This window comes from Rhizobium ruizarguesonis (assembly GCF_017357285.1).
GTDB lineage: Bacteria > Pseudomonadota > Alphaproteobacteria > Rhizobiales > Rhizobiaceae > Rhizobium > Rhizobium ruizarguesonis.
This window is the reverse complement of the sequence record NZ_CP071679.1, coordinates 549,497-576,080: the sequence shown is the minus strand read 5'-3', so window position 1 is coordinate 576,080 and position 26,584 is coordinate 549,497. Positions and strand designations below refer to the sequence as shown.

Here is a 26,584-nt window from a genome sequence, read left to right as displayed (position 1 = left end):
GGCATGAGGTTTGCATGCCTAGGGCTATCTGCAGATCGATCGGCGACGACCTCAATGTTGCAACTTGTCTTGACCTGTCTTCTTCTGAGCGTCGCTTCAGGCTTGAGCATGCGCCGTTTTCTTCTGCCGTATTTCCCAGGCGGCGATCTCGCCGAGAAATCCGCCCCGGTGACAATCGTCGCAAGCGCCGTCTTTCTGGCGGCAATCGCTTTCACCGTCTCCGATCAGGATCTTTGGGCGAAATCGCTCATCCTGATGCTCGGCCTTGCGCTGGCAGCCATGTTCGACGATGCAAGACCCAGGCTGACGATCGCTCTCTCCGCCATCAGTCTGGCTGCCTACCTCGGGCTTCGTTCGATCGCCTGAGTATCCAACCATCACGCAAACAGATCAGTGGCGATTGAACACTGCAGCGTATCGCGGTGTCGACGCCCATTCGTCAACAGAGCCACATCTTACAACCTGAAACATCTCCCGACGGGGGACAAAGAAGACTTCACGCAATACGAGCAAATGATCTCTATTGAAGAATATTCGTTCGCTGTTATTCTGTATTATAGAACATTACCGAAGCACGCAGGGATCGCAGCAAGCAGAAATCGGACCTCCCGCGATCGGTGTCTCTCGACTCCAGGAAATCGAGACCATCGATCCCGGGACCTGATCGTGACGATGCCGAAATCCGGTTTCGTAACGACAACGGCTCCCGCGCCGCACGGATGTTCGAGTTGCGCTGACGATGGGGAGGCGAGTGGCGATCATGGACAACGACCCGGCAGGAAAAACCTGGTCGGAATGGTATGCGTGGCATCCTGTCTTGCCGATCGATGACTCAGTGTACTGGCTCGAGACCGTATACCGACGGGAAAGTCCGGAAGGTTTCTGGCAATATCGTTCGTTCCGGCCCGAATGTGAGCGCCGGCAGGCTCTGATCGACATGCCGGTCTGTCCCGGCGCTTAAAACCCGACAACGATCGCCAGCTAGGCTTGCGTCAACCGAGCGCCTGGCTGACGAGCGCATAGGTTCTCGGCTCATGCGCTGCCTGATGTCCCGAAACCGGAAGCCAAGGGCCGCCGAGCGACATGGTCGTCACGATGTCGTAAACGGGAAGACCGCAGCGAGAGAGGAACTCGGAAAAGGTCCCGCCCTGCTCGCGTGTGTCGAGGCGCAGAAACGATCCTGCATGCTCAGCCGCATGCGGGCGGACGACGGCGATCGCGTCCGCGTCACTGCGCGCCACAATAGGACCGATGACATGGCCACGCCCGAACCGCCGGCAAAGCGAGAAAGCCTCGATCCTGCCGGCGCGGGTCAACACGATGCCTTTGGAATTTGCCATCAGCCGAGCCAGGAGCAGCTTGCGATCGGTGCCGAAGGCCACGCAGTCCAATTCGGCGATCGCTTCCAGATCGCCAGCCTCCACTGCCCGTATCACCGCACCGGACGGCAGCTCCACATCCGGCGGCGAGACCGCTTCGCCCTGGCATTGAAAGACGAGCGCCTCGCGAACAAAGTTCAGGGAACGATAGAGACGTCGCGCTGCACGCGTCGCATTCAGCCCGAGGTTGCGCCCGGCGACCTGTTCCAGCGCGTGGCCCATGAGCCATTGCCCGGCGCCATTTGTTTGAAGACGAGGCGAGGTGATGACCATACCGATCGTGGCAAATTGCGCGTCGTAGGGAAACCACATCGCAGAGCCCAGGATGCGGCCGATGTCATCGATCGCCACGATGCCCTGGCCGAATTCCCGCAAGAACTGCCAGTCTTCGCCACGATGCGGCCAGGCGACGGTCATCGACAGCGCATGCAACTGGTCGAGGGCAACGCTGTCGATCCCGGCAATGTGCGTCTCGAAACTATCGACGAACCTGGATTCGGATGTCAGTTCACTCACTCCCACCCCCTGCCGCATTTTTCTGGCCAAGCCTGTGCCCGGAAACTTCTCTGCCGAGACTAGAACAGATCGTTCGATACAATTCACTGGTGAGGCCGGCGCAAACACAACAATCGACCAAATCCGCTGCGCTTTCGGCAAATAAAGCCTGGGCCGTCCTCTAAAGTCATTGGCTAGGCCCGACCGGCCGCAGTCGTCGTTCACCGTGAGAACCTGGAATGTCGCCTCCCGTCAGCCCAGTTGCAAGCACCTCGAAGATCCGCGCACTGTGAGGAATCCCATGCAGGCAATTGAAATTCTCGAAAGGCTCGTTGGCTTCCCCTCCGTCGTCGGCACGCCGAACGGTGAGATCGTGGCGTGGATCCGGCGCTATCTGCAAAGCCACGGCGCTGTCGTCACGGAGCTTCCCGGCCCGGAGGGAGACCGGTCGAACCTCTTCGCCACCATCGGCCCGAGGGAAACGCCAGGCTATATCCTCTCAGGCCATATGGACGTGGTCCCCGCCGCCGAGGGCGGCTGGACCAGCGATCCGTTCCGCCTGCGGGCCGAAGCGGACCGCCTCTACGGTCGCGGCGCCACCGACATGAAGGGCTTCCTGGCCGCCGTTCTCGCGACCGTCCCAGCGCTTGCTGCCATGCCGCTTCGCCAGCCCGTCCACCTTGCCTTTTCCTATGACGAGGAGGCCGGCTGCCGCGGCGTGCCGCACATGATCGCCCGCCTGCCGGAGCTCTGCGCAGCCCCGCTTGGCGCGATCATCGGCGAGCCGAGCGGCATGCGGGCAATCCGCGCCCACAAGGGCAAGGCCGCCGCCCGGCTGACGGTCAGGGGCCAGTCCGGCCATTCCTCGCGTCCGGACCTGGGACTGAACGCAATCCATGCCATCACCGATGTTCTGGCCTGCGCTCGCGCCGAAGCTGAATACCTCACCTCCGGCCCATTCGAGCATGTCTTCGAACCGCCCTACTCCTCGCTTCAGGTCGGCACGCTGAAGGGCGGCCAGGCGGTCAACATCATTCCCGACAGCTGCGAGGCCGAGTTCGAAGCGCGGGCCATTTCCGGCGTCGATCCCGCCACTTTGCTGGCGCCGCTGCGAGCATCGGCCGAGGCGCTGTCGCCGCTCGGCTTCCAGGTGGAATGGCGCGAACTCAGCGCCTATCCGGCGCTTTCGCTTGCCGCCGATGCGCCGCTTGCGGCCCTGCTTGGCGAACTGACCGGTATCGAGCCGCTCGCCGCCGTTAGCTACGGCACGGAGGCCGGCCTTTTCCAGCGCGCGGGCATCGACGCGATCATCTGCGGCCCCGGCGACATCGGCCGCGCCCACAAGCCGGACGAATTCATCCTCACCGGCGAACTGCTCGCCTGCCAGGCGATGATCGAGGCGCTTGGCCGCCGCTGCGCCTGATGACATCGAGATCAAGGAGCCGACGCAATGACTTTTCTCTTCAATTCCGATGCGAAGCGCGGCGCCATCTTCGCCGAAGCCTTCGCGCGCGAAATGCCCGACATTGCTTTTTCCATGGATCCCAACTCGATCGAACCAGACGCCGTGCGCTACCTGATCACCTGGACGGTGCCGGATGATCTCGCGCGCTACCGCAATCTCGAAATCCTCTTTTCGATCGGCGCGGGTATCGACCAGTTCCGCATTGATGCCGTGCCTGCGTCGGTCAAGGTCGTGCGCATGGTCGAGGACGGCATCATCAGGATGATGCAGGAATATGTGACGCTGGCAGTCCTTGCGCTGCACCGCGACCTGCCGGCCTATCTCCACCAGCAGCGGCGCCGGACCTGGCAGACGATCGCTTCCAGGCAGGCCTCCGAACGCCGCATCGGCGTGCTCGGGCTCGGCATGCTTGGGAGTGCCGCGCTCGAACGTCTGCAGCCCTTCGGCTTTCCGCTTTCGGGCTGGAGCCGCAGCCCGCGCGAGATCGACGGCATCCGGTGCCTGAGCGGCCGCGACGGTCTCGATACTCTGCTTGCAACCACCGACATTCTTGTCTGCCTGCTGCCGCTGACGGATGAGACGCGCGGCTTCCTGAATGCCGAGCTCTTCGCCGGATTGCCGGCTGGCGCTGCACTCGTCCATGTCGGCCGCGGCGCTCAGCTCGATCATCAGGCGCTCGTCGACACGCTCGACGCCGGGCATCTCTCCGGCGCCGTCGTCGACGTCACCGAGCCGGAACCGCTGCCTGAGGACCACGCCTTCTGGAACCATCCGAAGATCCTGCTGACGCCGCACATTGCGAGCGTCACCCAAGCTGAAACCGCCGCGGCGGCCGTGATCGGCAACATCAAGCGGCACCAGGCCGGCCTCGATCCGATTGGACTGATCGATCGCAACCGCGGCTACTGAGTTCTCAACCTAGGAAAGCAAAATCATGTCCCTCCTCAAGACGATCGACACCAACCCATCCTTCGCGCCGCGCGAATCCGGCCCCCTCCCCGAACGGCTGATCTCGGGCAATCCTGCCTTCAAGACCTGGGCACAGGATGTCGCCCGCAGCGAAACGGTTCATAGCGGTGTCTGGGAAGCGACACCCGGCGAGACACGCTCGATCAAAGGCGAGACCTTCGAGTTCTGCCACATCCTTTCCGGCCTGATCGAACTCACGCCGGAAGGCGGTGAACCGGTGGTCTACAAGGCGGGCGACAGCTTCGTCATGAAGCCGGGCTTTATTGGCGTCTGGAAGACGATCGAGACGGTGCGCAAGATCTACGTCACCGTGACGTGACGCCGTAGATTTGACTGCCGCAGCGGCGAAAACGCAATTTTTCGCCGCTGCGGCACCACCGGTCGATGCATGCTGCTCGCGTTCCCCAGTTAGGCTTGTCTCAGCCCATCCCGAGGACATGCGATGACACTCAGCTTCGATCCGAACACGATTTCCACGCCCGTCGGGCATTTCATCGGCGGCCGGCTGGTTCCGGCCGAAGCCGTCATCGACATGCATCGTCCATCCGACGGCAAGCCCTATGCCGGCTGCCCGCTGGCCGACGAGGCCCTTGTCGATCAGGCCGTCGAAACCGCCAGAGAAGCGTTGAAGACGAGCAATTGGGGTGGTGTGCGGCCACGCGAGCGCACCGTGGCGCTGCAGCGCTGGGCGGACCTGATCGAAGCCGAGGCGGAAACCCTCGCCAGGCTCGAAGCGCTTCCCTCGACACGGCCCGTCGGCCATCTCGTCGCCGGCGATATCGCCGTCACCGCCGAACAGATCCGTTTCTTTGCCGAATTCGCCGACAAGGAAGGCGGCGATCTCGTTCCGACCGACGACGCGAATTTTGGCATGATCATGACGGAACCCTATGGCGTCGTCGGCGCCATCACGCCCTGGAATTTTCCCTTGTCCATGGCCGGCTGGAAGCTCGGTCCGGCGCTGGCGGCAGGCAATGCGGTGGTGTTGAAGCCATCGGAAATGACGCCGTTTTCGACGCTCTATCTCGCCGAACTTTCGGTGCGAGCCGGCCTGCCGGCCGGTCTCGTCAACATCGTGCTCGGCGACGGCCCGACCACCGGAAATGCGATCACCGGACATCCAGGCATCTCCAAGATCAGCTTCACCGGCTCGACGGCAGCCGGCTCGGCGATCATGACCAATATCGCCCGCACCGGCATCAAGCCGATGACGCTCGAACTCGGCGGCAAGAGCCCGCAGCTGGTCTTCGCCGATGCCGATCTCGAGCTTGCGGCGGGCGCAATCGCCGGCAGCATTCTCTCCAACGCCGGTCAGGCCTGCGTTTGCGGATCCCGCCTCATCGTCGAGGCGAAGGTGGCGGACGCGCTCGCAGCCGCACTTATCGAGAGGCTGGCGGCCATCCGCCCCGGCCCCACCTGGGATGAAGCGACCGATTATTCGCCCGTCATCTCCGAACGCCAGATCGCCCGCATGGACGGCATCATCCGCGCCGCCATCGACGACGGCGCCGAATGCCTCACCGGTGGCCGCCGCCTCGACCGCGAAGGTTATTTCTACGCACCGACCCTGATGTCAGGCGTGACGGCAACATCGCCGGCGGTTCTTGAGGAAATTTTTGGACCGGTCCTGACCATTCAGACCTTCGAGGACGAGGAGGAGGCGCTGAGCCTCGCCGACCATCCGGCCTACGGGCTCGCCGCCGGCCTCTTCACCCGCGATCTCTCACGCGCCATCCGCGTGACCCGCCGCCTGCAGGCCGGCACCGTCTGGGTCAACCGCTACGGCCGCTCACGCGACCATATCCTGCCGACCGGCGGCTACAAGCAGTCCGGCATCGGCAAGGATCTCGGCCGCGAAGCCTATCTCGCCAACCGCAAGAGCAAGAGTGTGCTCATCAGCCTGTGAGGACCTGCGATGAAAACCTACAAGATCGCCCTTCTGCCCGGAGACGGGATCGGCCGTGATGTGACGACGGCGGCCTGGGCCGTGCTCGAAAAGGCCGCTCAATCGAACGGATTTTCTCTTGATGCAACCAGCTATCCCTGGTCCTGCGACTACTATCTGGAGAATGGCAGCATGATGCCCGCCGATGGCATCGAAACGCTCAGATCCTTCGACGCCATCCTGCTCGGCGCCGTCGGCTGGCCTCGCAAAGTGCCGGATTCGGTGTCGCTGCACGGACTTCTGCTGCCGATCCGCAAGGCTTTCGTGCAATATGCCAATATCCGCCCGCACCGGCTGCTGCCGGGTGTACAGGGGCCGTTGCGGTCTGACGGCTTCGACATTCTCTGCATTCGTGAAAATACCGAGGGCGAATATTCCGGCGCCGGCGGCCGCGTCCACCAGGGCGCCGATAATGAGGTGGCTGTGGAGACCTCGATTTTCACCCGCAAGGGAGTCGAGCGCATCCTGCGTTTCGGCTTTGAGCAAGCGCGTGCGCGCAGCGGCAAGCTTGCCTCGGTGACGAAGTCCAACGCCCAGAAATATTCGATGGTCTTCTGGGACGAGATCACCCAGAGGCTTTCTGCGGAATATCCCGATGTCGAGGTGACCAGCTACCATATCGACGCCATGGCCGCCCGCATGGTCATGGCGCCTGATAGTCTCGACGTCGTGGTCGCCTCCAACCTGTTCGGCGATATTCTCACCGACCTCGGCGCCGCCATCCAGGGCGGGCTCGGCTTTGCCGCCTCCGCCAATATCAATCCCGATCGTTCGGCGCCCTCGATGTTCGAACCGGTCCACGGGTCGGCGCCCGATATCGCTGATCTCGGCATCGCCAATCCGATCGCCGCCATCTGGTCTGGCGCGATGATGCTGGAGCATTTGGGAGAAGCGGCTGCGTCAGGAAAGGTGATGGCCGCCATCGAGGCGACGACGGCACGCGGCATCGGCGCAATTCCCGGCAAGGACAAGACCGACGCGATCACGGCATCGGTGCTTTCGGCACTTGGCTGATCAATGGAGAACAGAATGAACGGATTAAGGGATAGCAGCCTGCTTCGTCAGCAAGGGCTGATCGACGGAGAATGGCGGGGAGCAGCAGCAGGACGTACGATCGAGGTGATCGATCCGGCGTCCCAGCATGTGCTGGGCACGGTGCCCGACATGGATGGAGCCGATACCAGAACGGCGATCGCGGCGGCGGAAAAGGCCTTCGGTCCATGGCGCGCAAAGACCAATGCCGAGCGCGGCGCGTTGCTGGAAGCCTGGCATGATCTGATGCTCGACAATATCGAGGATCTGGCGCTGATCCTCACCCGAGAGCAGGGCAAGCCACTGACGGAGGCGCGCGGCGAAATCCACTACGGCGCCTCCTTCATCAAATGGTTTTCCGAGGAGGCGCGCCGCATCGGCGGAACGACCATTCCTTCGCCGACGGCGGACCGGCGGATCGTCGTTCTGAAGGAGCCCGTCGGCGTGTCGGCGATCATCACGCCGTGGAATTTTCCGAATGCGATGATCACCCGCAAAGTCGGGCCGGCGCTCGCCGCAGGCTGCACCGTCGTCGTCAAACCATCGGACCTGACCCCCTTTTCGGCGCTGGCGCTCGGCGTATTGGCGGAGCGCGCCGGCATCCCCAAAGGAGTGATCAATATCGTCACCGGCATGCCGGCCGGCATCGGCGACGAACTGATGGCGAACCAGACCGTCCGCAAGATCTCTTTCACCGGCTCCACCCGCGTCGGCTCGCTGCTGATGCGCGGCGCGGCCGACAGCATCAAGCGGCTCAGCCTCGAGCTCGGCGGCAACGCGCCCTTCATCGTCTTCGACGATGCCGATCTCGATCTTGCCGTGGAAGGCGCGATCGCATCGAAATTCCGCAATGGCGGGCAGACCTGCGTCTGCGCCAACCGGCTTCTCGTCCAGTCCGGCGTCTACGAGGCCTTTGCCGCCAAACTTTCCGCACGCGTATCGGCCATGAAGGTCGGGGCCGGCACGGATGCCGGCACCGATATCGGGCCGATGATCAACAAGGCGGCGATCGATAAGATCAAGCGTCATGTCGACGATGCGGTGGAAAAGGGAGCGAGGATCCTCGCCACCGCAGGTTCCATGCCTGACGGCGATCAATATGCGGTGCCGATGGTGCTCGGCGGTGCAACGACCGAGATGCAGCTTGCCAGCGAAGAGACCTTCGGACCTGTTGCCCCGCTTTTCCGTTTCGACAGCGAGGAGGAGGCGATCCGCATTGCCAACGCTACGCCCTTCGGGCTTGCGGCCTATTTCTACACCGGGAGCCTGAAACGCTCTTGGCGTGTCGCCGAAGCGCTCGAATTCGGGATGGTCGGCCTGAACACCGGGGCGATCTCGACCGAGGTCGCTCCCTTCGGCGGCGTCAAACAATCTGGTCTTGGCCGTGAGGGCGCGCAATGCGGCATCGAGGAATATCTCGAAATGAAGAGCTTCCACATCGGCGGGCTCGCCTGACCATAGGGAAACAAAGGGCCGGGAAATCATCCCGGCGCTGGATGATCGGAACGACGGTCGATGTTCCTGCTGGAGCAACTCCGACACGTCGTTTCGAATACGCCGCAGCTTTGGCGGATTCCTGCAAAATTACGGCGCCTAAAACAACATTTCTTTGACGCTGCTTTGACGGCGGGGTGCTACGGCCGGTTTGCGAAGTTACGCAGAGGGATTTCAACCGGTTATGCTTCAGTTCGATCATCGCCATAGCGTAGATTTACATTTCGCAATCCCGGTTTCCCTTCCCGGTTGCTTGCCAGACGCCGCAGTTGTGGCAGACTGGTTCCCGGATGCCAGGTTTTCCGGCCGCCAAACGAGCGTATCGGAGGCAACGGGGGCGGGGCCGGTGGATCGCATGAACAAGGAGCACGATCCGTTTCGGATGTTCCTGCTCGGGCCTTTTGCCCTTGTGGACGCTGGGGGGCGGTCGGTTACTCCGAAATCCAAAAAGGCACAGGCTCTTCTGGCGATGCTTGCATTGTCCACCCGGGGCTCGCGCTCGAGAATCTGGCTTAGGGACAAGTTATGGAGCGATCGCTCCGACGACCAGGCGGCAGCCAGTCTACGCCAGGCGCTTTTGGACATTCATAAGAGTCTGGGGCCGGCACGTAATCTCTTGATTGCGGATAAGAATACCGTTTGGCTGGATACGGACCGACTCGTGCTCGATACCGACCTGGTGGTTCGGACGGAGCGGGCTCCGGATCAAGTCACTGACGAATTGCTCGAAGGTATCGACATCCGCGATCCCGAATTCGAGGACTGGTTGGCGCTGGAACGGCAAAACTGGTATCGCCGCCTCGATGAAGGACAAGTCCACGATGTATTCGAGCCGCGACAGCAGCCGAGCCGCGATATCGCCAAACATTCCGCCCTGCTGCCTTTAACAGGCGCCCCGGATACGCCGAGAACAGGCAAACCCGTAGACATCGCCAGCGGCGACCCCTATCGGCGGCGGGTCGGCGGTGAATGGCAATGGATGATGGTTCTTCTGTCCCCCATCATGGTGGGTGCCGGAGAGGGCGGACAAATTGCTGCGACACGGTTCCAGAATCTCATTGCAAAAGCCATCACCGATGGGCTGGGCTTTGGCGTCACCGACCTCTCCTTCACCTTGCCGGATATTGAAGAGAGCGAACAGCAGATCAGCCTTCCCCTATGCCTACAGCTTCGCCTGACGTTTGATGGTGACATGGTGCTGATCGAACTGGTGATGAAGCACCTGATCAACAACCGTATTCATTGGCTGGGCAGTCAGGCAATCAACCGCACGCAGTTCGAGCGGGGCGAGTTCGGCATCGCCGCCGCACTAATCAGCCAGGCAGTCGATCAACTGGCCTATTTCCAGGAGATCCAGGCAACCGACAGCCGATTGTCGCAGGACGGTCTCCTGATCGACGCCGTCAATGCGATCTTTCGGCTGTCGCGCGACGACCTCGATAACGCGGAGCGGCGCCTGGAAGAACAGATCCAGTATCAGCCGCGGTCATCGACTTTTGCCTGGCTGTCATTCATTCGGACTTTCCAGGTCGGCCAACGCTTCAACGCGCTGGACGCGCATCTGATCGAGCAAGCCCAGGCCTATGCGCGCAAGGCGCTGGAACTCGATCCGCAGAATTCCGTGTCGCTCGCGCTCGTCGGCCACGTCCATTCGTTCTTGTTCGGCGAATACGACTATGCGGCCAACCTGTTCGAAAAGTCGATCCGCCTGAATCCGGCCCTGCCGCTCAGTTGGGACCTCTACGCGATGCTGCACTGCTATGCGGGCCAGCCCGACAAGGCGGTGGCCATGGCGCGTTGGGTACAAGAGCTCGGCGTCTACAGCCCGCATAAATATTACTTCGATACGACCAAATGCATTGCGGCAGCGCTTGCGGGCGATCATGCCGCAGCCATAGCTGCAGGCGAAGAAGCCCTCCGGGCACGGCCGAACTTCAACAGTCTGCTGCGCTATCTTGCCTCCAGTCACGCCCATTCCAACAATCTCGGCGGCGCGCGGCATTACCTGCAGCGTCTTGAGACGGTCGAGGGCGGCTTCTCCATCAACGCCTTCCGCGGCAGCGGCTATCCGCTGCTCGACACAGGCGGCGGGCAGATTTTGATCGACGGCCTGCTCAAGGCCGGCGCCAAGCTGCGCTGAACTCCGGACAAATCTTCACATCATCGCGCAAGGAGGCTGCAATGGAAGCGGACACTACTGAGGAATCGCAATCGAAAATTGTTTTATTTCTAAACAGTTATAAATTCAGGATTGAGCCGGATACGGTCCTTCCATGCGAACCCAGGGACGATGCCGGTGCTGATCCTCTCGCTGGTGCATCACCGGCTGCAGCCGATGCAGCCTCCGAAGCTGTGCTTTTCCTCGGCACGGATGACGATGGATCGCCCCTGCCCGGGCCCATGATGGCGACGATGGCCGTAGCCTCGGTCCTTAACAAGAGCGTCGCAAACAAGTCGGTGCTCAACAAGGCGTCGCTGAACAAAAACAAGAACAAAAATAAGAATAAGAACAAGAACAAGTCGACGATGGACGGCGGCAGCCTCGGCGTGTCGCAGCTTATCCCCTCCTTCGAGCTGCGCAGGCTGCATCAGCAGCCGTCACGCAACGCCTATACCGCGGCGCGGCGCTTCACCTGGGAAAAGCTGGATATACTTCCGCCGCCCGGCCCGGATTATACCCGCCTCGAAACGACGGTGATGCTCTCCATGCAACGCCGCGACCGCGAACGTGTGCGCCGCCTGCCCGACATCCAAATCGAGTCGACGATCTCCGTGGGGGAATTCACCCGCGCATTGCATATCGAGGATCTCGGCGGTTTCGAGCAGACGGAAGGCCTTTTCCAGGCAATCCTGACGGCCTGCGAATATGTCGGGCTGATTTACAAAAGCCAGTTCAACCGGCTGCGGCCAAACCAGTTCGAGCCCATGCTGCGGCCGTTGCTGGCCGTGCCGGTCCACGAATCCTATCCCAGCAATCATTCGTTCCAGTGTTTTTCAATCGCCTTTGCGTTCTCGACGATCCTGCCGGAACATCCGGCCACCGACGAGCTTGCCCGCATCGCCCAGAACGTCGCCGAAAACCGCGAATGGGCCGGCCTGCACTATCCGAGCGATACGCAGGCAGGGCGAGATCTCGCCCGGCGTTTCGCTCCCTACCTCCACGACGCGTTCGGTCCTCTGTTCCAGGCCGTACACGACGAATGGGTCTGAATTCGCCAGCTGCTGCTCAACAGGGTTACAACCATGACGGATCAAACACAAATGCCTGAGCCCGCACCGATCAACTACTATTATCTCTGGCACCTGACTGCCCTTGGCGTGGTCGACGCGGAATACGGATCGGCTCCGCCGGCACCTCCAGCGCTCGATGCGAGCGCCGCACGCGCGCTCCCCGATCCCCTCATCACCGGCACGGTCTGGGATGCTATCGCTTCCGCCGGCCCGTTGCGACCCGCACGGGTCGCGTTGATCGATGTCGGCGTATCGCCGGATCATCCCAATCTGGCAACCCGGCTTGACCGGGACGCGTCAATCGATTTGACGACCCATCGTTACGGTGCGCGCGTGCTCGAAATTCTTGATACGACCACGTCCTTCGACCGCGAAGAAAGGCATGCCTTCTTTGCCGGGCTCAACATCGCTCCGCTCGGCAATATCGGCCTTTCGAATGACGACCGGGACTATCTCGGTGATCTGGTTGCCGAATACGCCGCGTCGGAAGGGGTACTCCGGCGGCTCTACAATCCGGAATCGCTTTTTGCATCGCATGGCACCTGCTGTGCAGGGCTGATTGTCGGCGAACCCGCCGTTGTTGCGGAAGAAGGCACGCCAAGCCTTCCGCCGGAAGGAGCCTTCTACGGGAATGGCGACGAGCTGCGCACGAGCGGCAATCGCAATGTCATCCCCTATTTCGGCGTTGATCCTTTCTCAAGGCTCATCTCGATCAGAACGTCCTTCGAAGACGATGTCAGGCAGTTCATTGCGGCCTTCCTTTATGCCTATCTTCAGAAAGCAGATGTGATCGTCTTGCCGCGCGGTCTGCCTGACCCGAAACGCAGCATCGTTGATCCGAAGAACGAGCTGAAGGCCGACCTGGAATTATGGAAAAACCAGGATGCCGCCAATCTGTTCACGCGCATTGCCGTTGCTGATCAGGGTGGGCCTGAACTGGAGCCGAAGGCTGCGCAGAGAGGTTCCAATCCGGATCGCCCGTGGCATGTCCTCAAACAACTCATCCTCGCCATCAGCCGGCACATCCCCATCGTCTGCGCCGCAGGAAACAGTGGCGAGAGCCAGCTGATCTATCCGGCAAGTCTTGCCGCCGACAACAACGGCATCATTGCAGTTGGGGCCGTTACCGTCGAAGGTTTCCGTTCGGGCTACAGCAATTACGGCGAAGGATTGACGGTAGTCTCCCCCTCTGACGACGGGGAGGTCTTCAACAGGCATCAGTTGCGCCTCGACCGGCTTTCTCCCTTTGCCGCGCAGCACGACTACAGCGCTTTTCGAACGCGGGAATACTACTATTCGCACTTCTCGCTGCTGACGACCGATCTGCCGGGGATTTTCGGCTATAATCAGGGCTCCGATCCGTGGTCGGCCATCGTGCCGTTCGGAACCAATCCGGGCATCGGGGGCGGCTACTACACCCCCTTCGGGGGCACATCAGGCGCGTCGGCGCAGGTGGGTGGGCTATGCGCCCTGATACAGCGGGCCTACAAAAGCCACCACAATCCCGGTGACCGCCTCTCGGGGCTTCAAGTGAAATCAATTCTGAAGACGGCATCCCGCCTGGACGCCATTGTCGCGCCCGGAACGAGGAAATTGACGGCGGATTGCATGAACGCCGAGAGCGAGGACGCCGTCGAGATGGCCTATTTCTTTGGAGCGGGCCTGCCAAATGCGCGGGCGGCGGTCCAGGCGGCTCTGGCGATCTGACTGCTGCGGCTGCGTTATCCAAATTCCAAGCCTCCTCTATCGAGGGGGCTTTTTCTTTGTTTACGCCTTTTTTACGGATTTTTAACGCGAAACTGGCGGGCGAATGACGCCCTTGGGGAATAGTGCCTCTCAACCGACGAAGCACAACGTTCCGATGCCGGGCAAAGTCGTCCCGAACTCCGGCATTTTTGCCCGAGATGCAACCTTGATCCGCCCGAAGACAAACTCATGGAGGCTGCCGATGTCCGCGTCCCGCATACAGCAATTGGCAGATGAGGCGCGCCTCCTGCTCAAGCGCAATCCCCTGATGGCAAGTTCCGTCTCCCTGCAGCGCGTGGCAACACGCAACCTTTTGAAGCGACGCTTCCAATATGGCCGCACGCTTGCGGCGGCTTCGAAGCTCGCCGGTTGTTCGGCTGGGGTAGAGGCACTGTCAGGTTATTTCCCCGACCTTGCAGATGGCGGATACACTCGCCTGCCGGAGCTTCCGCCAGCGGTTGCCGGACCGGTCGGCGCCGACCCTTACCGTTCATCCGTACTTGCAGCCTGGATGGGTGCGCTCGCGCGCAGTCTGGAATGGCAGGCAGCCCGCCCCGATGTGCAGGTCGTCGGCCGCTATCTGCAGCCGGATCTGATCGCATCGGATCTTGAACTCGAACGTCAGACAGCGTGCCGGCTCTCTTGCGGCATCGGCCTCGTGCACATCGAAAGTCCGGCGCGAAGCCGTATCATGCAAGCCCTCCTCCGCCAATGCATGCCGGACTATCCCCGGCCCGGCTATCCGATCACCGACGATGCGGAATTGGATCGAATCGCCGACCATCTGGAGAAGGCCTTCGCATTGATCGCGGACTTAGACGAGTACGGCCATCAGCGTCTGATCGCCGGCCTACACACGCTTTACGTTGGCGTGCGGCGCGAACCGCAGTGCTCCTTTTCGAGTTCGAACGAATTGCCGGGCAGCGCGCTCATCGTCCTTTCCAGAGAGAGGTTGCGCGCCGGCGATCATGCCGCGACAGCGGCCCAACTGCTTCATGAGGCGGGGAATATCCTGCTCGGGTTCTATACGACCTCGGCGGCGGCATCCCTGCCCGGCGAGTTCCAGTATGTTTCCCCATACAAGAAGGACCTACAGACGCTCGAGAGCATCCTGCATACGGCCTACACCATTCCCTGGGAGTGCGCCTTGCGCATGGCATGCCTATCCACCGAGTCGGATCTTGAGCGCCGCGCCCGGAAAGCGGCATTCATAATCGCCTATGCCGCGCGGCAAGTCCCGCTCATCGACATAGCTCGGAAAGGTATCGAACGTCTTGGCGGCGATGTCCTCCTCGACCTCCCAGACATCGCCGCCATTCCTTCCTGGAGCAGTCGGATCTTGTTCCTCGTCGGCCAGTTGCTTGCCGAAGAACCCATTGCGCACCGGCAGGCGCATCTTGCCGAGCGCCAGCGAGTTCTCGATCGCCAAGCCTGGGATATCGGACAGATGCTGCTGCGCGGCAAGGAGCCGATCGATCCTCGGATGGGCCGGCGAGAGGTCGATGACAGCGGCGACAATGTCAGCCTCTGGTACGACGGCAAATTCCACGTGATCGCGAAGACACCCGACCATGCGATGGGCGAGGATTACGGTCACTACGCCGCGACGATCCGCGGAGTTGCGCCCACCGAGATGGAGGCGATCTGATGGTCAATGATCAGTCTAGACGATTGTCAACGGCAATCCGTGCGCCCGTCGACTTCCCGAACTTCTTCGCCCACAGCCTGGGGTGGGGCGGCAGAGGGGCTCTGTTCACCGGCAATAGTGCTGATCCTGTCGAGGAACGGAGCCCCAATGTTACCGGGCCTGCATTCGGGGTCTCGTTGGAGGGTTCCAATATGCCGGATGAGGACGAATATATCTCCACCGCATTGGATCACGACGACGCCTTCCTGACGCCTCTTCGCCATCGTCAACGCGACTTCGCAGGTTTTGGCGAAATCGACTTCGTCATTATCGGATGCGGCGGCTTGGGCTCGCAGATTGCCATCCAGCTTGCGGCCCACGGCGCGCGCCATTTCTATCTCGTGGATGCCGATCGTATCGACGAGGACAACTTGAACCATGTCCCATGGGCGAGCGAAGCTGATCTCGGCCGGCTGAAGACGGACAAGCTGGCGACCTGTCTGGCCGCGTGTTTCTCGGCCAATGTGTTCGCGCTGCCGGAATTTGCGGAAGGGGCCGCAGCGCTCCGATTGATCGCAGATTACGCCCACAATCCGTTCGTCGTTCTCGCCGGCGACGATTCTCATCCGGCCCAGGAGTTCCTGACGGCCTGCCACGCATCGAAAGCCGGCCTGCCGCCCCATCTGCATGTCGGCCGCTCCCAAGCACATGGCATGGCAGGTTCCTCGGTCGCAGTGCATGAGGACGCATGTCCCGTCTGCCATTGCACCGCCCAGGTCGCAACCGACGACGGCTTTCTCGCTCCACCGGCCGCTGCCGAGAACGCATTTATCGCCGGCCTTGCCGTATCGCGGATTGCCCAAAAATGCCTTTCGAGACACTCGGCCGCACAGGGACGCCGATGGATATTGGACCTCAAAAGCAATCAGGCCGAGCTGCGTTCTCTCTGCAAACACCCCGAATGCAAGGTATGTCCATGAACACGCTATTTTCGTCGGGATATTGTTGCTCCGTTGGCGCAACTGCCGGAAAGAACGATGAGCTGACGATATCCGAAGCTCTTTGCGATCCACTGATCGCCATGGTGATGCGCGCCGATGGCGTGACCTCTGAAGAATTCAAGCGACTCCTTGAGGCGGCAGCCCGTGAGCTAAAAGCCAATCTGGCTAACTGATGGTTGACGAGCATGTGTGGCCAATCCCGGTGCGAAACCATGGCCCGGCATTGGCACTGGCCGCCCCGCGGAGTTCAGGCACAATGAGATTCGATATGTTGAGAAACTTCCCAACGATAATTCTTGTTTTTGCCGAAGGGAAAGATCGCAGAGTGATCCGTACCGCTCGCGAGGCTGCCCAACTGTTGCTGAAGGAATGGCCCATCGACGATGGTGAGGAATTCTTCACGGCGGTGAGAACCTGTTTGGAGGTTCTTACCGGAGATACCGAGCCCGAGATATTGCATGAGGCGATCGTCCGCGCCGCATATGAAGCGGGTATTGCAGCCATCACGACTGATAACAGCCTTGGTGTTCTCAGGATCTATCCAGTCAGCCAGGTCAGATAGTTGACCGCGCGCAGGTACTCATCGCAATCCTGCCCCCATCGAGCCGCTTCGGCTGCAATCGGACTGATCCGGCCCGTTACTGGAAGCGATCGAGCGTCTTGTAATAGAGCCCGACGAGCGGCAGGAACCACGGCTTTCCGAAATGGCCGGGGACGGCCGGCCAGTCGAGCCCCTTGATTGGGTTACGGTCGGTCTTGCCGAGGATGGAGTCGGCCATGATCATGCCGAGATGGGTGGAGAGCTGGGCGCCGTGGCCGGAATAGCCCATGGCATACCACACGCCGTCGACATAGCCGGCGCGCGGATAGCGGTCCTTCGTCATGTCGACGAGGCCGCCCCAGCAATAGTCGATCTCGACGCCGGCAAGCTGCGGGAAGATTTCAGCCAGGCTGGCGCGGAGAATGTCGCCGCTCCTTGCGTCCGAGCGCTGATCCGACGTGGCGGAAAACCGGGCGCGGCCGCCGAAGATCAGCCGGTTGTCCGGCGACAGCCGGAAATAATTACCGATGTTCATCGACGTGACACAGGTGCGGTTACCCGGCATCGTAGCCGCGATTTCGGCGTCGGTCAGCGGACGCGTGGCGATCAGGAAGCTGCCGACGGAAATGATCCGGCGGCGGAAATAATTAAAGAGCGACGGCGTATAGGCGCCTGTCGCAACCAGCACGTGGTCTGCGGTGACGGTGCCGCGTGCGGTCGTCAGGCTGTGGCGACCGTTGCCCTGCCGGTGGGCGGTCACGGCTGCCTTTTCGAAGATGATAGCGCCGTGACGCGCGGCTGCCGTGGCGAGCCCCGCGACATAGCGGCCCATATGCATCATCGCGCTCTTCTTCGAGAGCATGGCGCCATGGAAGGGCGACCCGACCTCGCTTTTCAGGTCACCCGCCGTCAGAAGCGCCGTGTCCGGATCGACCTCTCTATGAACGGCCTCGAAATTGCGGGCAATGGCGTCGAAATGCTGCGGCTTGGAAGCAAGCTTCAGCTTGCCGGCGCGGCGGAAATTGCAGTCGATTCCCTCTTCGGCAATGATCGCCTCGATCGTATCGATGGAATCGTCGAACGCCTTGTAGAGGGCGACGGCTCGCTCCACGCCGAGTGCTGATTTGGCGGACAGGAAGCTATGGGCGAGGCCGTTGTTGAGATGGCCGCCATTGCGTCCCGATGCCCCCCAGCCGACCCGTTCGGCCTCCAGCACCACGACCTTGACGCCGGCCTTTGCAAGCTGGCGCGCCGCGGCAAGCCCGGTGAAGCCGGCGCCGATGACGGCGACGTCGTAATGTCCTTCGACGGGGCCTTCAGCGGCGCCGGCAAAGGCTGGAGCCGTGTCGTGCCAGTAGGATTCGAACTGCATCCGCGTCTCTCCGTCAGAGCCCGACGACGCCAGGCAGGCCCGAGATGTCAGGAATTTCGACATAACCGTAATAGGGATTGGCCGGCTCATGGCCGCGATTGACCCAAACCTTGTTCTTGATGCCAAGATCGTGGGCCGACATCAGATCATAGCGGAAGGAGGACGAGCAATGCAGCACGTCTTCCGGCCCGCAGCCCAGCATATCGAGCATATATTCAAAGCCCTTGAAGCGTGGCTTGTAGGACTGAGCCTGCTCGGCGGTATAGACCGCATGGAAGGGCGCGCCGAGTTTTTCGACGTTCGACATGATCTGCGAATTCATGGCGTTGGAGAGGATGACCAAAGGGATTTCCTTGGCGACCTTGGCAAGACCGGCCGGGACATCCGAATGCGGCCCCCAGGTCGGAACCCGCTCATAGATCATCCGGGCGGCTTCGTCGCGAAATGTCACGCCGTTGCGCTTGCATGTCCGCTCGAGCGAATTGTGCACCACCTCGGCATAGGGTTTCCAGTCGCCCATGATCTCGTCGAGGCGATAGGCAGCGAAATTCTTGATGAACTCCGCCATGCGTGGCTCGTCGAGCTCTTCGCCGTAGAGATCGCGTGCCGCCTCCGCCATCTGAAAGTTAGTCAGCGTGCCGTAGCAGTCGAAGGTGATGTATTTCGGACGGAACGTCGTCATTTGAGTATCCTTGAGCGATCGGAACTGGGGACGTGTCACAATCATAGGCACCGCTTCACCCACAGCTCGTCTGAATTGGCGGCATCGGAAGCAGAATCTATCGTATCGAAAGCAGGGTTTGGCAGAAGGTTGCGCGTCTGCCCGCGGTCAACGTCCGGCGGAGTGACGCCTTCAATCGCCGTCGTGATCGTGATCGTGATGCGACGGAAGGTCGAGGCCGAAGGTGTTGACGAGATCGGCCACCTGCGCCGGGCTGAGGAAACGAGGATTGAGGTTGCGCAACAGCAGATAGAGCTTCGCCGTTTCCTCCAGTTCCTCGGTCGCAAAGACCGCCGCCTCCAGGCTGTCGCCGGCGACAACAGGTCCGTGATTGGCCAGAAGCACTGACGAATACTTGCCCGCCAGTCCGCGGATGGCGTCGGCCACCGCCGGATCGCCGGGACGATAATAGGGCACCAGCGCGGTTTCGCCGGCGCGCATCAGATAGTACGGCGTCATCGGCGGCAGGGCCGCGCGCGGATCGATCTCCGGCAGCATGGTCAGTGCCACCGCGTGGGTGGAGTGAAGATGGACGATGGCGCGGGCGCTGCCGCGCGTATCGTAAAGGGCAGTGTGCAGCGGAATTTCCTTGGTCGGCTTGTCGCCGGACAGGAGCCGGCCCTCGGCATCGAGCCTGGAGATCCGCGCCGGGTCGAGAAAGCCGAGCGAGGCGTTGGTCGGCGTAACCAGCCAGCCGCCATCCTCCAGCCGCAACGATATGTTGCCCGACGAACCGGGCGTCAGCCCGCGCTCGAATAGCGAGCGGCCGTATCGGCAGATTTCCTCACGCAGGCGCGCGTCGGACATGACAGTTCCTCCAATATTACGCGGTTGCCCCTTCGATCAGCTCAAAGCCGAGATCGACGGACTGCGGCGGCGCATTAGCGACGACCAGTTGCGCGGCTATCTCCCCGGTCGCCACGCGCGGCGTTCGGATGGTCGACAACGGCTGTGGGGTTGCCCGGCCGATATCGAGGCCGTTATAGCCGAAAATGGCGAGCTTCGAGGGGATCGCGATCCCTTGAGCCAGACAATGAAAATAGCCGCCCAGCGCCATGTCGTCGTTGGAGAAATAAACCGCATCGAGATCGGTCGTCCGGGCAAGCAGCCGCTCCAGCCCCAACCTGCCGTTTTCCACGGACGAAGCGCCTGGGAGAATTTCGCGGGCGACGAGCGGGGCGTCATGTGCGCCGAGCGTTTCGCAAAAGCTGGAAAACCGCTTGCCGGCACGGGTATCACGGTTCAGGTCGTGACCGACATAGCCGATCCGGCGATAACCCCGCTTGAGCAGGAAGGCAGCGCTCCCCCGCCCGGCTGCGCGGTTCGAGAAGCCGACCGCGATATCGAGAGCATCGCCGTCGAGATCAAGCAGTTCGACGACCCGACAGCCGCTGGCGCGCAGCATCTTCACTGTACCCTCGGTATGCTCGCATCCCGCCAGCATGACCGCCGCCGGCCGCCAGGCAAGCATCGCGGCGGCGAGCGCTTCCTCCTTGCCCGGATCATAATCGGTCACGGAGAAGACCGCCTGATACCGGTTTTCCTCCAGAACAGCACTGGCACCGCGCAGCACATCGGGAAAGACGATGTTCGACAAAGAGGGAATAACGAAGGCGACAAGACGCGAACCGGTGGAGGCCAGCGTTCCCGCGATCCGGTTCGGCACATAGCCCAGCCGCTCGACGGCGGCCATCACCCGCTCGCGCGTCTTGCCAGAAAACGAACCGTGGTTGCGCAGCACGCGCGACACCGTGCTCTCACCGACACCGGCCGCCTCCGCGACTTCGGCAAGCGTCACCGTCGCCTGATGTTTGAATTCCATCGTTACGTTTGAACCCGACTGTTGAGGTGGTTGTCCGACCTGCCGGCCCGATGACCACCGCTCTGCCCCCCATTTTTCACCGCTCCCGCCAAGAAGCAAGGTTTTTTTGGCAGCGCTACCAATTTGCTGTTGGCAGCGCTGCCAAAATGGATTATTGAAAATGGCAGCGCTGCCAAAAGTGGCTCGGCGTGCCGCGGGAGGATCGACAGGAGACCGCGGCAACAATCGGAGGAGAAAATCATGACGCTGCAGACGCAAGCGCCAGTCATTGGCGCACATCCCGCCCAGACGCTCGAAGACCGTGCCTATGGCAAGGTATTCTGGCGCATCGTACCCTTTTTGATGCTGTGCTACGTGGTCGCCTATCTCGACCGCGTCAATGTCGGTTTCGCCAAGCTGCAGATGTCGAGCGAGCTCGGCCTCTCGGAAGCCGCCTATGGCATCGGCGCCGGCATTTTCTTCATCGGCTATTTTCTGTTTGAAGTGCCGAGCAACATCATCATGAACAAGGTTGGCGCACGGGTGTGGATCGCCCGCATCATGCTCACCTGGGGCATCATTTCCGCCGCCTTCATGTTCACCTCGTCGGAAACCGTCTTCTATGTCCTGCGTTTCCTGCTGGGCGTTGCGGAAGCTGGATTTTTCCCCGGCATTATTCTCTATCTGACGGCGTGGTATCCGGCCCATCGCCGCGCCAGGATCATCACCACCTTCATGTCGGCGATCCCGATATCCGCCATTTTCGGCAATCCGCTTTCGGGTCTCCTGATGGACAGTTTTCACGGCACGCACGGACTTTCCGGCTGGCAGTGGATGTTCCTGATCGAAGCCATTCCGGCTATTCTTTTCGGCGTTGCGACGTTCTTCTACCTTGATGATACGGTCCGGGGCGCGAAATGGCTGAACGATGAGGAAAAACGCGTGCTGACGGCCAATATCGAGGCGGAGAACCAGGCCAAGACGGCAAGCCCGCACAGCATCGGCGCAACGCTGACCGACCGTCGCGTCTGGCTGATGTGCCTGATCTATTTCTGCTTCGTGCTCGGGCAATATGGCCTGAATTTCTGGATGCCGACGATCGTCAAGGCCTCGGGCGTCAACGGAAACCTCAATATCGGTCTGATTTCCGCGATCCCTTATATCTGCACATTCGTCGTGATGCTGGCGCTCGGACGCTCCGCCGACAGGCTGCGTGAACGCCGGTGGCACCTCATCGTCCCAGCGCTCATCGCCGCCGGTGGCTTTGTTGCGGCGACGATGGCGACGAGCACGACGGTCTCGATTGTCTGCCTCTCGCTGGCTGCTGCCGGCGCCATCAGTTGCGCGCCGCTGTTCTGGTCGCTTCCGACGGCATTTCTCGCTGGCACCGGCGCTGCGGCCGGCATCGCCTGGATCAATTCGGTCGGCAATCTCGCCGGGTTTCTCGGGCCGTTTCTGGTAGGCTATCTCAAAGACTTCACCGGCACCAACAGCGCCGGCATGTATCTGCTGGCGGCTGCCTTGGTCATTGGTTCGCTGGCAGTGTTGACGGTTCCCGCGAAAACCGTCAATCGCTGAACTCGCGCATAACCCCGAAAATCGGAATCGATTTTCGGAAAGGATTATGCGCAAATTCAAAATGTTAGAGCGTCCTTAGCGCGTCTTGTAGACGCACGGCTCTCTAAAGCCCCTCCGGGATAGCACCCGGAGGGGCGCAGACCTTTCTCAAGAGACTGGAGAAGCTCCTCATGTCACCGCTTGCTGAAAACTCGGGCTCGACCGTTGTCGCAGCCGTCATCGGTCTTGGTTCCATGGGGCTTGGAATGGCCCTGTCGATGAAGCGCGCAGGTCTCGACGTCGTTGGATATGACGTCACGCCGGCGGCAGTGGACCGCTTCGTCGACGAGGGTGGACGTGGCGCGTCAACCCCCGCCGCTGCGGCAAAGGACGCCGACATTGTCGTCTCCGTGGTCGTCAACGGCGCGCAGACCGAGGCCGTGCTGTTCGGGCCTCAAGGTGTCGCGCATGCGATGAAGCCCGGCGCCGTCTTCATCTCATCGGCAACCATGGATCCAGCGGTCGCGCGCGATCTGGCCGGGCGGGTGGAAGCTCTCGGCCTGCATTATCTCGACGCGCCGATTTCGGGCGGCGCGGCCAAGGCGGCGCGTGGCGAACTGACGATCATGGCATCCGGTTCCAAACAGGCCTTCGATACGGCACGCCCGGGTCTCGACGCCATGGCCGCCAAGGTCTACGAGCTTGGCGACGAGGCCGGAAAAGGCGCCGCCTTCAAGATGATCAACCAGCTTCTCGCCGGCGTGCACATCGCGGCCGCCTGTGAGGCCATAACCTTTGCCGCCAAGCAGGGCCTCGACCTCGACAAGGTCTACGAGGTGATCACCGCGTCGGCCGGCAATTCCTGGATGTTCGAAAACCGCGTGCCGCATGTGCTGGCCGGAGACTATACTCCGCTCAGCAGCATCGAGATCTTCGTCAAGGATCTCGGTATCGTCCAAGACATGGCCCGCTCCGAGCGTTATCCGGTACCGCTCGCGGCAGCCGCCTTGCAGATGTATCTGGCCGCCTCCGGGGCGGGCATGGGCCGTGACGACGATTCCTCGCTGGCGCGGCTCTACGCCAAGCTTTCCGGCGCTGAATTGCCCAGCTCCACCAAAGAGCCGCAGAGCCTGTAAAAGGAACGCGAGACATGCCGGTTTTCGCCGCCAACCTGACGATGATGTTCAACGAATGGGCGTTCCTCGACCGCTTCGACGCCGCAGCCGATGCCGGCTTTGCCGCCGTCGAATACCTCTTTCCCTATGAAGCCGCGCCGGAGGCGATCGCCGAACGGCTTGCCCGCAACAATCTGCAGCAGGCCCTGTTCAACCTGCCGCCGGGCGACTGGGCAGCAGGCGAGCGTGGCATCGCCGCTCTTCCCGGACGCTTCGATGCACTGAAAGCGGATGTCGAGCGGGCACTGGACTATGCGGCGGCGACGGGGGTCAGACGGTTGCACCTGATGGCAGGCATCGCCGACCCTCATGACGAAGACGCCGTCTCCTGTTACCGGCGCTCCGTCACCTATGCTGCCGGGCGGCTTGCGGAAAAGGGCATCGATCTTCTGCTCGAGCCGATCAACGGGCGCAACATGCCAGGATATTTCCTCAACGACTTCGGCGCCGCCGAGCGGCAGATTGCCGAATGCGGTCTGCCGAACCTGAAGCTGCAGTTCGACATCTATCACCGTCAGATCATCCATGGCGACGTCACTATGGCGTTGCGAGGCCTGCTGCCGATCACCGGCCATATCCAGATCGCCAGCGTGCCGTCACGCAATGAACCGGACGGGGAGGAGTTGAACTATGCCTATCTGTTCGGCGAAATCGACCGCCTTGGATATGACGGTTTCATCGGCTGCGAATACATCCCGCGCGGCCACACATTGGACGGTCTTGGCTGGTTCAAACCTTTTGCACGGAGCTAGACGATGGCTATTTTCCTCGGATCAATCGCTGACGACTATACGGGTGCGTCCGACCTCGCCAACACGCTGACGAAGAACGGTCTGCGCACGGTACAGACGGTCGGCATCCCTGATCCGGCGCTGGCGCTGCCGGATGTCGACGCCGTGGTCGTTTCCCTGAAGATCCGCTCCGTCCCGGCTTCGGACGCCGTGACGGCTGCGGCGAGCGCCGAGCGATGGCTGCGCCAACTGGGCGCCGGCCATGTGCTTTACAAGATCTGCTCGACCTTCGATTCCACCGATGCCGGCAATATCGGTCCGGTCACCGAAGCCTTGAGCGATGCAGCCGGCGGCGGCGTCGTGCTGGTGACACCAGCCTTTCCGGAAACGGGACGCACCGTCTATCTTGGCCATCTCTTCGTCGGCGGACAGCCGCTGAACGAAAGCCCGCTCAAGGACCACCCGCTCAATCCGATGCATGACGCCAATCTCGTGCGAGTTCTCACCCGACAATCGCGCAACGTTGTCGGACTGATCGATCTCACGACCATCGCGGCCGGACCCGGCGCCGTCAAGGCGAGGCTCGATTCCTTTCGCACCGCAGGCATCACCGCTGTTATCGCCGATGCGATTTTCGAACGCGATCTTGAAACGCTCGGTGAGGTCGCTCTGGAAACGCCGGTGTCCACCGGTGCGTCCGGCCTCGGCCTCGGCCTTGCCCGTGCGCTCGTCCGCTCCGGTCGGATATCCTCCGGCGGTGCAACGACGACGGACGCCATTCGCCCCGTGGGCGGGCTTTCAGCGGTCGTTGCCGGCAGCTGTTCCAAGGCGACGCTCCATCAGCTCGACATCGCCGAACGGTCGATGCCCGTCCTGCGGCTCGACCCGGAGAGGCTGCTTGCCGGTCCGGATGAGATCGCCGCGGCGATTTCCTGGGCTGGAGACCGCATCTCCGCCGGCCCCGTCGTGGTTGCCGCGAGTGCCGCGCCTGAAACCGTGTCAAGGCTGCAATCACTCTATGGACGAGAGGCCACCGGCCACGCGATCGAGACCGCGACGTCGATCATCGCCACAGAACTGGTGGAGAGAGGCGTCCGGCGCCTCGTGGTCGCAGGCGGTGAAACCTCGGGCGCCGCCGTCGACAGGCTCGCCATTCCGGCATTTCTGATCGGCCCGGAGATTGCGCCCGGCGTGCCGGTGCTGCGCACGGTCGGCAATGCCCAGGGCGATATGCTTCTGGCGTTGAAATCAGGAAACTTCGGAGGCGAAGATTTCTTTGCCGCAGCGCTGGCGATGATGCACTGACAGAACTCGGATAGGTGGATATCGATCGGTTCTAGCATAAGATGCGGCGCCCCATGACAGCAACGCTATAAGATACTGCTTGAACCACGGCCTTCAGACGATCTGCCCGCCGGCGCTCCGGCAGACTGGCGGGCACGACATGAAGGACGCTCCCATGCAAGCAAGTCAGATCGAAATCGTCCCGTTCGGCCCCGACCATCTGGAAGCCGCCGTCGCGCTCTCAAGACAGGCGGGCTGGCCGCATCGGACGGAAGACTGGCAGCTGGCGCTCGCCTTGAGCGACGGGATGGTTGCGGTCGAGGATGGCAGGGTCGTCGGCACCGTCCTCGTCACGCCTTACAAGGGCGATTGTGCGACGATCAACATGGTCATCGTCGACGAGACAATGCGCGGCAGGGGTCTCGGCCGGAAACTCATGGACGCCGCATTGCTGGCCGCGGGAGACCGGCCGCTGAGGCTGGTGGCGACGACGGCAGGCCTGCCGCTCTACCAAAAGCTTGGCTTCCACGAGACGGGAACCGTGCTCCAGCATCAGGGCCTTGCCGGAGAAATCGCCGCGCCGGCGGAAACGGAAGCCGCTACCGACGCCGACCTCCCTGCTATCGCGGGACTCGACCGCCTCGCCTTCGCGGCCGACCGCGAAGGGTTGCTCTCTTATCTCGCCGGGATCGGCGAATTCGCCGTCATTCGCCGCGACGGCGGTATTTCGGGCTTCGCGTGTCTGCGTCCCTTCGGCCGCGGCGAAGTGATCGGACCCGTGGTGGCCGCCGACCTCGGCGAGGCCAGGAAACTCATCGAACATTTCATCGCCAGGCGGCCCGGACGGTTCCTCAGGGTCGACACCACGGCCGAGACCGGCCTTTCCCCGTGGCTCGCCGAACGCGGGCTCGCCCATGTCGGCGGCGGAATCACGATGAGAAAACCGTTGGCCAACGACGCCGCCGATCCGACCGCCACCACCTTTGCCCTCGCCAGCCAGGCACTCGGCTGATCCGGA

25 protein-coding genes are annotated in these 26,584 nt (G+C 61.9%); 20 read left to right on the top strand and 5 right to left on the bottom strand.

Going from position 1 to position 26,584, the window contains the following annotated elements:
• The first annotated feature begins 54 nt into the window (after positions 1-54).
• Both J3P73_RS27180 and J3P73_RS37695 read left to right on the top strand, forming a co-directional pair.
• The gene (locus J3P73_RS27180) at positions 55-366 is read left to right on the top strand and encodes a hypothetical protein (RefSeq protein ID WP_027688304.1); all 312 of its coding nucleotides are present in this window, start codon (positions 55-57) and stop codon (positions 364-366) included.
• Positions 367-760: 394 nt separating this feature from the next.
• Positions 761-961: a hypothetical protein gene (locus tag J3P73_RS37695; protein WP_027688305.1), complete on the top strand. Its 201-nt coding sequence runs from the start codon at positions 761-763 to the stop codon at positions 959-961.
• A 31-nt stretch (positions 962-992) separates the two neighbouring features.
• Here the strand turns inward: J3P73_RS37695 and J3P73_RS27175 are convergent, their stop codons facing one another.
• Positions 993-1,913: a GNAT family N-acetyltransferase gene (locus J3P73_RS27175; protein WP_027688306.1), complete on the bottom strand. Its 921-nt coding sequence runs from the start codon at positions 1,911-1,913 to the stop codon at positions 993-995.
• Between the two features lie 262 nt (positions 1,914-2,175).
• Between J3P73_RS27175 and argE the strand changes: the two genes are divergently transcribed.
• From argE to J3P73_RS27110, 13 genes are all read left to right on the top strand, one after another.
• A complete protein-coding gene (gene argE, locus J3P73_RS27170; RefSeq protein WP_024319630.1) occupies positions 2,176-3,297 on the top strand; it encodes an acetylornithine deacetylase in 1,122 nt (373 codons plus the stop codon).
• A gap of 27 nt (positions 3,298-3,324) precedes the next feature.
• Positions 3,325-4,248 (top strand): 2-hydroxyacid dehydrogenase, encoded by a 924-nt coding sequence (locus tag J3P73_RS27165; RefSeq protein ID WP_130687434.1) that lies wholly within the window; start codon positions 3,325-3,327, stop codon positions 4,246-4,248.
• Positions 4,249-4,273: 25 nt separating this feature from the next.
• The gene (locus J3P73_RS27160) at positions 4,274-4,627 is read left to right on the top strand and encodes a cupin domain-containing protein (protein ID WP_130687435.1); all 354 of its coding nucleotides are present in this window, start codon (positions 4,274-4,276) and stop codon (positions 4,625-4,627) included.
• Between the two features lie 123 nt (positions 4,628-4,750).
• Complete coding sequence (locus tag J3P73_RS27155) at positions 4,751-6,214, top strand: aldehyde dehydrogenase family protein (protein WP_130687436.1); 1,464 nt, start codon at positions 4,751-4,753, stop codon at positions 6,212-6,214.
• Between the two features lie 9 nt (positions 6,215-6,223).
• Positions 6,224-7,267 (top strand): tartrate dehydrogenase, encoded by a 1,044-nt coding sequence (locus J3P73_RS27150; RefSeq protein WP_207580021.1) that lies wholly within the window; start codon positions 6,224-6,226, stop codon positions 7,265-7,267.
• 15 nt (positions 7,268-7,282) lie between these two features.
• Positions 7,283-8,740, top strand: a complete 1,458-nt coding sequence (locus J3P73_RS27145) for an NAD-dependent succinate-semialdehyde dehydrogenase (RefSeq protein ID WP_130687438.1) — start codon at positions 7,283-7,285, stop codon at positions 8,738-8,740.
• Between the two features lie 223 nt (positions 8,741-8,963).
• A complete protein-coding gene (locus tag J3P73_RS27140) occupies positions 8,964-10,919 on the top strand; it encodes an SARP family transcriptional regulator (RefSeq protein ID WP_130687439.1) in 1,956 nt (651 codons plus the stop codon).
• 41 nt (positions 10,920-10,960) lie between these two features.
• A complete protein-coding gene (locus tag J3P73_RS27135) occupies positions 10,961-11,989 on the top strand; it encodes a phosphatase PAP2 family protein (protein ID WP_130687440.1) in 1,029 nt (342 codons plus the stop codon).
• 33 nt (positions 11,990-12,022) lie between these two features.
• Positions 12,023-13,717 (top strand): S8 family serine peptidase, encoded by a 1,695-nt coding sequence (locus tag J3P73_RS27130; protein WP_130687441.1) that lies wholly within the window; start codon positions 12,023-12,025, stop codon positions 13,715-13,717.
• A gap of 103 nt (positions 13,718-13,820) precedes the next feature.
• On the top strand, positions 13,821-15,404 hold the full coding sequence (locus tag J3P73_RS27125; protein ID WP_024319623.1) for an aKG-HExxH-type peptide beta-hydroxylase: 1,584 nt from the start codon (positions 13,821-13,823) through the stop codon (positions 15,402-15,404).
• A complete protein-coding gene (locus J3P73_RS27120) occupies positions 15,404-16,363 on the top strand; it encodes a ThiF family adenylyltransferase (RefSeq protein ID WP_024319622.1) in 960 nt (319 codons plus the stop codon). The genes J3P73_RS27125 and J3P73_RS27120 overlap by 1 nt, the downstream gene beginning before the upstream one ends.
• Entirely contained in the window at positions 16,360-16,557 is a 198-nt protein-coding gene (locus J3P73_RS27115) for a hypothetical protein (RefSeq protein ID WP_128460671.1), read from the top strand. Before J3P73_RS27120 ends, J3P73_RS27115 begins: the two co-directional genes overlap by 4 nt.
• A gap of 83 nt (positions 16,558-16,640) precedes the next feature.
• Positions 16,641-16,946, top strand: coding sequence for a DUF982 domain-containing protein (locus J3P73_RS27110; protein ID WP_027688317.1), 306 nt, complete (start codon positions 16,641-16,643; stop codon positions 16,944-16,946).
• Positions 16,947-17,022: 76 nt separating this feature from the next.
• Here J3P73_RS27110 and J3P73_RS27105 read toward each other — a convergent pair whose 3' ends face one another.
• The 4 genes from J3P73_RS27105 to J3P73_RS27090 form a co-directional block, all read right to left on the bottom strand.
• Entirely contained in the window at positions 17,023-18,297 is a 1,275-nt protein-coding gene (locus J3P73_RS27105) for an NAD(P)/FAD-dependent oxidoreductase (RefSeq protein ID WP_130687442.1), read from the bottom strand.
• A gap of 13 nt (positions 18,298-18,310) precedes the next feature.
• Positions 18,311-18,979, bottom strand: coding sequence for a haloacid dehalogenase type II (locus J3P73_RS27100; RefSeq protein ID WP_018072931.1), 669 nt, complete (start codon positions 18,977-18,979; stop codon positions 18,311-18,313).
• Positions 18,980-19,150: 171 nt separating this feature from the next.
• Complete coding sequence (otnC, locus tag J3P73_RS27095; RefSeq protein ID WP_017956779.1) at positions 19,151-19,825, bottom strand: 3-oxo-tetronate 4-phosphate decarboxylase; 675 nt, start codon at positions 19,823-19,825, stop codon at positions 19,151-19,153.
• 16 nt (positions 19,826-19,841) lie between these two features.
• Entirely contained in the window at positions 19,842-20,840 is a 999-nt protein-coding gene (locus J3P73_RS27090) for a LacI family DNA-binding transcriptional regulator (RefSeq protein WP_018072929.1), read from the bottom strand.
• 240 nt (positions 20,841-21,080) lie between these two features.
• Here J3P73_RS27090 and J3P73_RS27085 point away from each other — a divergent pair, with 240 nt between their 5' ends.
• From J3P73_RS27085 to J3P73_RS27065, 5 genes are all read left to right on the top strand, one after another.
• Positions 21,081-22,397 (top strand): MFS transporter, encoded by a 1,317-nt coding sequence (locus J3P73_RS27085; RefSeq protein WP_130687443.1) that lies wholly within the window; start codon positions 21,081-21,083, stop codon positions 22,395-22,397.
• A 170-nt stretch (positions 22,398-22,567) separates the two neighbouring features.
• Positions 22,568-23,512, top strand: coding sequence for an L-threonate dehydrogenase (gene ltnD / locus J3P73_RS27080; protein ID WP_130687444.1), 945 nt, complete (start codon positions 22,568-22,570; stop codon positions 23,510-23,512).
• 14 nt (positions 23,513-23,526) lie between these two features.
• Positions 23,527-24,303, top strand: coding sequence for a 2-oxo-tetronate isomerase (gene otnI, locus J3P73_RS27075; RefSeq protein ID WP_130687445.1), 777 nt, complete (start codon positions 23,527-23,529; stop codon positions 24,301-24,303).
• 3 nt (positions 24,304-24,306) lie between these two features.
• Entirely contained in the window at positions 24,307-25,587 is a 1,281-nt protein-coding gene (otnK, locus tag J3P73_RS27070) for a 3-oxo-tetronate kinase (RefSeq protein ID WP_130687446.1), read from the top strand.
• A 154-nt stretch (positions 25,588-25,741) separates the two neighbouring features.
• Positions 25,742-26,578, top strand: coding sequence for a GNAT family N-acetyltransferase (locus tag J3P73_RS27065; RefSeq protein ID WP_165419642.1), 837 nt, complete (start codon positions 25,742-25,744; stop codon positions 26,576-26,578).
• The last annotated feature ends 6 nt before the right edge of the window (positions 26,579-26,584 follow it).